Source organism: Vibrio sp. 1249-1 (assembly GCF_033340495.1).
The window spans coordinates 1-506 of the sequence record NZ_JAWOWJ010001220.1 but is presented as its reverse complement, the minus strand read 5'-3'; the positions used below and the strand labels follow the sequence as shown (position 1 = coordinate 506).

Below are 506 nucleotides of genomic sequence, written 5' to 3'. Positions count from 1 at the left end.
CGGCGGAGTTTCTTTCTGAAAAAGCAAAAGGCGCTGGCATTCCAGGGATTACCGTCGATGGCAACGACGTTGTTGCTATGTATGACGCCACCATGAACGCATTAGAGCGAGCACGAAAAGGCAAAGGGGCGACACTGATCGAAGCGGTAAGTTATCGCCTAAGTGACCACACCACCGCCGACGATGCGACGCGTTATCGTAATGCAGATGACGTGCAAACCGCATGGCAATTCGAGCCCGTGAGCCGACTAAAAACCTTTTTGATCAATCAAGGTGCTTGGAGCGATGAACAAGAGCAACAATGGCAAAGCGACTGCAAGGAACAAGTCGAGCTCGCGGTTGAACGCTACTTAAACTTGCCTCAACAAGCGCCTGAAACTGGATTCGATTACCTATACGAATCGCTTCCTCAAGAGCTTCACGCTCAACGCGATGAATTGATCAATAAAGCAATGCGAATGCAAGGAGGCAAACATGGCTGAACTTACGTTAGTTGAAGCAGTAAA

At 49.2% G+C, this 506-nt stretch carries 1 protein-coding gene; it reads left to right on the top strand.

The window, feature by feature from the left end; translation table 11 throughout:
* Positions 1-482, top strand: a 482-nt coding sequence (locus R7Z50_RS31375) for a thiamine pyrophosphate-dependent enzyme (RefSeq protein ID WP_318150258.1), incomplete at its 5' end; no start/stop codon positions are given.
* Between the last annotated feature and the right edge of the window lie 24 nt (positions 483-506).